Genomic DNA, 7811 nt, shown 5'->3' with positions numbered 1-7811 from the left:
AGATTTCAAATAGGACAAACTCTCTATCGCAGTTTATATGTTGTAAAGGTATATCAATTCAATCAAAGCCAAGCTACGCAGAGCTTGGCTTTTTTACGTCCTGACCCGATATTTTTCAGTTAATACTCTAAATTCTAAAAATTAAAAAAGAAAGATACGAAATCTACACTTGAAATTAACACTAAGTTTTCCCAAGGCTTGAGCTTTTTTGTATTAGAGAATGTTTATGCAGGGACGAAGTATTACTGTTTTTGCTTTGATTCTTTTTTGAGATTAGTAAGAAAAATAGAATATTTTATGTTTAGAATATTAAGTCTCATATAAGTTAAATATCCGTTTTCGATGGTAAAAATTTTATCTTGAAGTAATAAGTAGATATTTATTCTTTTCCAAGGCTGATTTTAATCTTCATTAGCTATCTGAATAAACTTATTGGTCTGAGTTTGATTTGAAGTCCGAAAAACAGACGCGCAAAGCGATCATAGATGAAAGGCTGCAAAAAGCAGGGTGGATTTTATCTGATCGAACCCAGGTTATCGAAGAATTTGATATCGAAATTAAAATATCCTCCGGACTTTTGAAAGCCAGTTCACCTAACGCAAAACATCTATTTAGCGATTATGTATTGTTAGGCAAGGATGGAAAACCTGTTGCAGTGGTTGAGGCCAAAAGAAGCGCTGTAGATGCCTCAAAAGGTCGAGAACAGGCAAAGCAGTATTGCTATCATATTCAAGAACAGCATGGCGGAGAGCTCCCATTTTGTTTTTACACAAATGGTTATGATATTTATTTCTGGGATTTGGAAAACTATCCCCCAAAGAAAGTATACGGTTTTCCCACTCGAGATGACTTAGAGCGTTATTCTTATCTAAGAAAAGCAAAAAAACCTCTAGCAAGCGAGTCAATCAATACTAAAATTGCTGGTCGCGATTTTCAAATTGCTGCGATTCGTTCTGTCATGGAGGCGATTGAAAAGAAAAGAAAAAAGTTTCTCTTAGTAATGGCGACAGGAACTGGAAAAACTAGAACCTGTGTGGCATTGGTTGATGCGTTAATGCGCTCAGGCTGGGTGGAACGAACTCTTTTCCTTGTCGATAGGATTGCTCTTCGGAATCAAACCGTGGACGCATTTAAAGATTATTTACCAAATGAACCAATTTGGCCTAAAGGAGAAGAACGAGAGATTTCTGAGGATAGGCGGATTTATGTTTCTACTTATCCAACGATGCTGAATATTATCAGAGAGGAAAATAAGGCATTAAGTCCTCATTTTTTTGATCTTGTGGTTGTGGATGAAAGTCATCGAAGTATCTATAATACTTATCAAGAAATTTTGGATTATTTTAATACAATCACTTTAGGCCTCACCGCTACTCCGACGGATGTGATCGATCATAATACATTTCAGTTATTTGAATGTGAAGATGGAGTTCCGACGTTTGCTTATTCATACGAAGAAGCAGTGAATCACATCCCTCCATACTTATGCAATTTTCAGGTGATGAAAATTAAGTCCAAATTTCAAACGGAAGGAATAAGCAAACGAACGATTTCTTTAGAAGACCAGCAGAGATTAATCTTAGAAGGGAAAGAAATTTCGGAAATCAATTTCGAGGGGACAGATCTCGAAAAAACAGTGATCAATAAAGGGACCAATTCTTTGATCGTAAGAGAATTCATGGAAGAATGTATCAAAGATCTGAATGGGGTTCTTCCGGGAAAAACGATCTTCTTTTGTATGACTAAGGCGCACGCGAGAAGAATCGAGGAAATTTTTGATTCTCTCTATCCGGAATATAAAGGTGAGATTGCGAAAGTTTTAGTGAGTGATGATCCGCGAGTTTATGGAAAAGGCGGATTACTGGATCAATTTACTAAGAATGATATGCCAAGAGTTGCCATCAGCGTAGATATGCTAGACACAGGAATTGATGTGAGAGAAATTGTGAATCTTGTTTTTGCAAAACCAGTTTACTCTTATACGAAGTTCTGGCAAATGATTGGTCGCGGGACTCGTCTTTTAGAGCAAGATAAGATCAAACCTTGGTGTCCTGAAAAATCTTCCTTCTTAGTTTTAGATTGCTGGGATAATTTCGAATACTTTAAACTAAATCCGAAAGGAAAAACAGGTAATCCTCAAATTCCACTACCAGTTAGACTTTTTGGACTTAGGTTGGATAAGATTTCAAAAGCAATTGAGTTGGGCGAGAGTTCGATTCTAAAAAAGGAAATCAGCAATTCACAAAGGCAAATTTCCTCTCTCCCAAAATCCTCCGTGGTTATTATCGAAGCTCAGAATGAACTCCAAAAACTCGAAGACGAAAATTTCTGGAATCATTTGAGTCAGGAAAAATTGGAATTTCTTCATTCTATTGTAAAGCCGTTATTCCGCACGGTTTCGGATACGGATTTTAAGGCGATGCGATTCGAAAAGGATATCGTCGAAGTTTCCCTTTCCCTTCTCTCCGGTGAAAGGGATAAATTTGAGACCCTAAAATCTTCTATCGTGGAAGAAATAGGAGGATTACCTCTTTCAGTGAATACTGTAGCAAAAGAGGGAGACTTGATTCGGATTTCTCAAACCAATCAGTTTTGGAGTGCAATCGATGAGGAGAAATTTGATCTCCTTATTTATCGGCTTTCGCCGCTAATGAAACATATCGAAAAAGTTCCTATTTTAGGGCCTGCCAAATTCGATCTGAAAGATATCGTTGTTGAAAAAGAATTTGTAGAGTTTGGTCCATCCCATGAGGCCTTGAGCGTGGCAAAATATCGGGAACTGGTGGAAGTGAAAGTGAATGAACTAGTTTCCAAAAGTCCCATTTTGAAAAAGATCAAACAGGGCCAGGAAATCTCGGACGAAGAAACGGAGATTTTGGCGGAAGAGCTTTATAATGAGCACCCACATATCACGATTGATCTCCTGAGAAGAGTTTATAACCATCGAAGAGCAGAGTTGGTACAATTCATTAAACATATCCTTGGAATTGAAATTCTAGAATGTTTTTCAGTCACTGTAAGTAAGGCTTTTGAGGTTTTTATCCAGAACCATACTTATTTAACCAGTCGTCAGTTGCAGTTTATGGATCTTTTGAAAAGTTATATCCTTGAAAAAGGAGAACTTCAAAAAAGGAATCTGATTGAATCTCCTTTTACACTTCTACACCCGGACGGAATTCGTGGAATTTTCGGCCCGAAAGAGATCGAAGAAATCCTGGAATTAACTGATAAGGTAATTGCCGCTTAATGTTACAAAATAACCCACAATTAAAATCACTCATAGACAAACTCTGGAATAATTTTTGGAGCGGAGGAATCAGTAATCCATTAACTGCAATTGAGCAGATCACTTATCTAATTTTTATGAAACGTTTGGACGATCTGGAGACCAAGCGAGAGAGGGATGCCGAATTTACAGGAGAAAAATATAAATCCAGGTTTAGTGGAAAATATAAGGTTCCTGGTAGTTCTGATCAAGTGGATAAAAAGGAATTAAGATGGAGCAATTTTAAAAGAAAACCTGCTGATGAAATGCTTTTACATGTACAAACGAAAGTCTTTCCTTTTCTGAAAGAATTGAATGGTGATGCTTCTCCCTTTACAAATCATATGCAAAATGCCGTTTTCATCATGCCTAAAGCTTCCCTTTTGGTGGAGGCGATCAATATTATAGAGTTGATCTTTGGCGAGATTGAAAAGGATGCCAATGAAGGAGGACATGCATTTCAGGATATCCAAGGGGATGTCTATGAGATGTTATTGAGTGAAATTGCAACAGCAGGAAAGAACGGACAATTCCGAACTCCTCGGCATATAATCAAATTGATCGCCGAACTCGTGACCCCTCAGCTTGGACAAAGAGTTGCGGATCCTGCTTGTGGAACAGGTGGTTTCTTGCTCGGTGCTTATCAATTTATGCTTACTGATTATATTCGAAAGAAAGATCCGAAAAAAATCGTAAAAGATGAGGATGGGTTTGAAAGAGGGACTTTAAGTTCAGCCGTTGATAAAAAAGTAAAATCAATTTTGGACGATAGTTTTTACGGATACGACATCGACACCACTATGGTGCGACTCGGTTTAATGAATCTTATGATGCATGGGATCGACGAGCCTCATATCGATTACAAAGATACATTGAGTAAGAAGTTTAACGAAGACAAACAGTATGATATCGTTCTCGCGAATCCTCCTTTTACCGGCAATATAGATATGGGAGATATCAATGAAAGTCTCACCCTTCCCACGACGAAGTCGGAGCTTTTGTTTGTAGAAAGGATTTTTAATATGCTTCGTATGGGGGGAACTGCCGGAGTAATCGTTCCCCAAGGTGTACTTTTTGGAAGTGGAAAGGCTTTTGTTACTCTTCGTAAAAAGCTTATAGACGAATCGGAACTCAAAGCGGTAATCACATTACCGAGTGGAGTCTTTAAGCCCTATGCAGGAGTAAGCACTGCAATTTTAATTTTTACCAAGGGCGGAGAAACGGAACATACCTGGTTTTATGAGATGCTGGCGGACGGATATAGTCTAGATGATAAAAGAACCAAGATAGACAAAAGTGATCTTATGGATATCGTTAGTCGATTCCAGTCTAGGAATCCAAAAAAAGATACGAAACGAACCGAAAGGGCCTTCTTTGTTCCTAAGCAGGAAATTATCGACAATGGATATGATCTTTCCTTGAGCAAATATAAGGAGGAAGTCTACGAAGAGATTGAATACGAGTCTCCCAAATTGATCCTGGAAAAGTTAGAAATCTTAGAAGGGCAGATCCAATCCGGGTTAAAAGTGCTCAAATCCAGACTTTAATATGTTCAATTTTTTAAAAAATGTTTACATATCTACCTTAATATGTATAAAAAAATACGTATTTTATACATATTAAATGGAAACGTATCAAAAACAGCCATTTCTGCTCCCGATTCTTCCCCCGAAAATCGACCTGGAAACAAAGCCGGTTCTACGTGCGGTTTCCCAGGCTCAACGCTATCTGGCGGAACTAAAGGGGGTATCGATGAGTATTCCAAATCAGAATATTCTGATCCATACTCTCGCTTTGCAGGAGGCTAAGGATAGCTCTGCGGTAGAGAATATTATCACAACTCATGATGAACTTTTTAAGGAAGAATTGTTTTTGGACGGAGATCCGAATCCGTCCGCAAAGGAAGTGGCGAGGTATGCTTCCGCTTTGATAAAAGGATTCGAGTTCGTGAGGTCTCATAAAATCCTTACGGAAAATCATATTCAAAGCATCCAAGAGATATTGGAAAACAATTCGGCGGGATATAGAAAGGTTCCTGGGACTACCTTAAAGAACCAATCTTCGGGGGAAATCGTCTATATTCCTCCCCAAACCTTGGAGGAGATCCAGGCTCTCATGAAAAATCTGGAAACGTATATCAACGAGGACGATTTGTCCAATGTGGATGTTTTAATCAAGATGGCGGTCATTCATTACCAATTTGAAAGTATCCATCCGTTCTATGATGGGAATGGTAGAACGGGTAGAATTTTGAATATTCTGTATTTGGTTTTAAAAGACTTATTGAGCCTGCCTATCTTGTATTTAAGTCGGTTTATCATTGCCAATAAGTCGGAGTATTATACCCGTCTCCAGGCTGTGAGAGACAGAGAAGATTGGGAGGGGTGGATTTTGTATATGGTACAAGGGGTAGAAGAAACTTCTAAACAAACCATCCAGACCATTCTCCAGATCAAAGAGGCAATGCAGGATTATAAACAAAGGATCCGGCGTTCTTGCAAGTTTTATAGTCAGGACCTCATCAATAATCTTTTCTATCATCCGTATACTAAGATCGAATTTATTGAGAAGGATCTCAAAGTAAATCGGATCACTGCTTCTAGATATTTAGAAGAACTCTGCGAAAAGGGTTTTCTCAAAAAAGAAAAGCTGGGTCGTTCGAATTATTATATCAACTTACGTATGTTTGGAATTTTGGTTGGATAAACTATGCGTGAAGTAAAACGAGTAGCATTAACAGACGTTTGTGATTTTCAAGGTGGCACTCAACCGCCTAAAGAAGAGTGGTTAAACTTTCCGGAAATCGGCTATGTTCGGATGCTACAAATAAGAGACTTTACACAAGGAAAATTGGAATACATCGAATACGTAAAAGATAATGAAAAGCTAAAAAAATGCGAGGAAAATGATGTTCTTATAGGAAGATACGGTGCTTCGGTGGGGAAGATTCTGCGAGGGCTCGCTGGCGCATACAATGTTGCGCTTATTAAAACAATTCCAGATGAAGACGTTTTGTTTAAAGGTTTTTTATACCGACTTTTGCGGGATTCAAGTTTTCAAAATTTCATCCAAGCTATAGGCGCCAGGGCTGCACAAGCTGGATTCAATAAGGACGACTTGTCTTCGTTTAGCTTTTCCCTCCCGCCTCTCTCTAAACAAATTCAAATCGCTGAAATCCTCACGCAAGCCGAGACCCTGATTGCCCAACGCAAAGAAAGCATTCGTTTGCTGGATGAGCTGGTCAAGAGCCAGTTTTTGGAGATGTTCGGGGATCCTGTGAAGAATGAGAAGGGTTGGGAGGTGAACGAGCTTGAAAAACTTGTAGCTAACGACTGTCCTTTAACATACGGAATCGTTCAGCCAGGAGAAGAATTCTCTAATGGAGTTCCTATTATAAGGCCTGTCGACCTAACCGAGTTGGTTGTGAAAAAGGACCGGCTCAAAAGGATCGATCCTGCTATATCAAATCAATTTAAGAGAACAATCTTAAATGGAAATGAAATATTGATGTGCGTCCGTGGGACAACAGGGACTGTTTCGTTTGCAAGTAGTGAGTTGAAAGGATGTAATGTCACAAGAGGAATAACACCGATTTGGTTCTCTGAAGATTATAATACTCTTTTTGCTTACGCGCTACTTCTCTCTCATTCATTTAATTGCGAAATTCAAAAATTAACGTACGGAGCCACTTTGCAACAGATCAATCTCAGTGATCTGCGAAAAATGAAATTAATCAATCCTCCATTGGTGCTACAAAACCAATTTGCGAATTTTTTTGAGGGGATTCAATCCCAAATGAATTTCCATAACTTGAGTTTGCGAGAATTAGAAACCCTTTATTCTTCCTTGAGTCAGAAAGCATTTCGAGGAGAATTAACTTTTGCAAAAGAAACCATTGCAATAAATGATTATAGGGTTTCAGAGTCCAATGCTATTAAAGAAAGTTTATCGCATCCTAAAAAACAAAGTAAGGATAATTCCAAAACCTCCAATGTTATAGAACTAAAGCCTACAAACGTAGATTTCTACAAACGAACCGTATTGGCCGCTGAAATTGTCTGGCAACTCCATAAAGAGCCGACCTTTGGACATTTGAAATTGCAAAAATTATTATATCTTTGTATAAGAACTTCGAATATGCAATTGCCGGTTAACTTTTCTCAACAGGCAATGGGACCTTATGATCCCCGACTGATGCGATCCATCGATAAACAATTGCAAGAAAAGAAATGGTTTCAGTATAATAAAGAGAACTCTTTGAAATATGAAGCTTTGGCGAATGCAGGCCAACACGAAGTGGATTTTCAGAAATATTATTCTTCGGAGCAAGCGCGGATCTTTTCCCTTATTAAGAAATTTAAGACCACTAAGTCGGATACAGTTGAGATTGTAGCCACTCTCTATGCTTGTTTAGAAAACATCGTAGAGCAAGGGGAAGCGTTTTCCGAGGCCTTAATGATGAAGATGTTTTATGATTGGTCGGATCGCAAAAAGGATTTTGATGAATTGGAAGTTCGGAGAGTCTTTCAGAAGATGAAGGATTCTA

General features: G+C 38.4%; 4 protein-coding genes (1 of these 4 running past the window's edge). All 4 read left to right on the top strand.

Annotation, left to right across the window (positions count from 1 at the left end; translation table 11 throughout):
- Positions 1-448 precede the first annotated feature (448 nt).
- Positions 449-3247 (top strand): type I restriction endonuclease subunit R, encoded by a 2799-nt coding sequence (locus DLM75_RS19330; RefSeq protein WP_118970129.1) that lies wholly within the window; start codon positions 449-451, stop codon positions 3245-3247.
- Positions 3247-4812, top strand: a complete 1566-nt coding sequence (locus DLM75_RS19325; RefSeq protein ID WP_118970128.1) for a type I restriction-modification system subunit M — start codon at positions 3247-3249, stop codon at positions 4810-4812. The genes DLM75_RS19330 and DLM75_RS19325 overlap by 1 nt, the downstream gene beginning before the upstream one ends.
- 76 nt (positions 4813-4888) lie before the next feature.
- Positions 4889-5971: a Fic family protein gene (locus DLM75_RS19320; protein WP_118970127.1), complete on the top strand. Its 1083-nt coding sequence runs from the start codon at positions 4889-4891 to the stop codon at positions 5969-5971.
- Positions 5972-5974: 3 nt separating this feature from the next.
- On the top strand, positions 5975-7811 hold the 5' portion of the coding sequence (locus tag DLM75_RS19315; protein ID WP_118970126.1) for a restriction endonuclease subunit S. Its footprint extends 38 nt past the window's final position; only the first 1837 of its 1875 coding nucleotides appear in the window; its start codon is at positions 5975-5977; its stop codon lies off the right edge, out of view.

It is taken from the genome of Leptospira stimsonii (assembly GCF_003545885.1).
GTDB lineage: Bacteria > Spirochaetota > Leptospiria > Leptospirales > Leptospiraceae > Leptospira > Leptospira stimsonii.
This window is presented reverse-complemented; position numbering and strand designations above follow the sequence as displayed.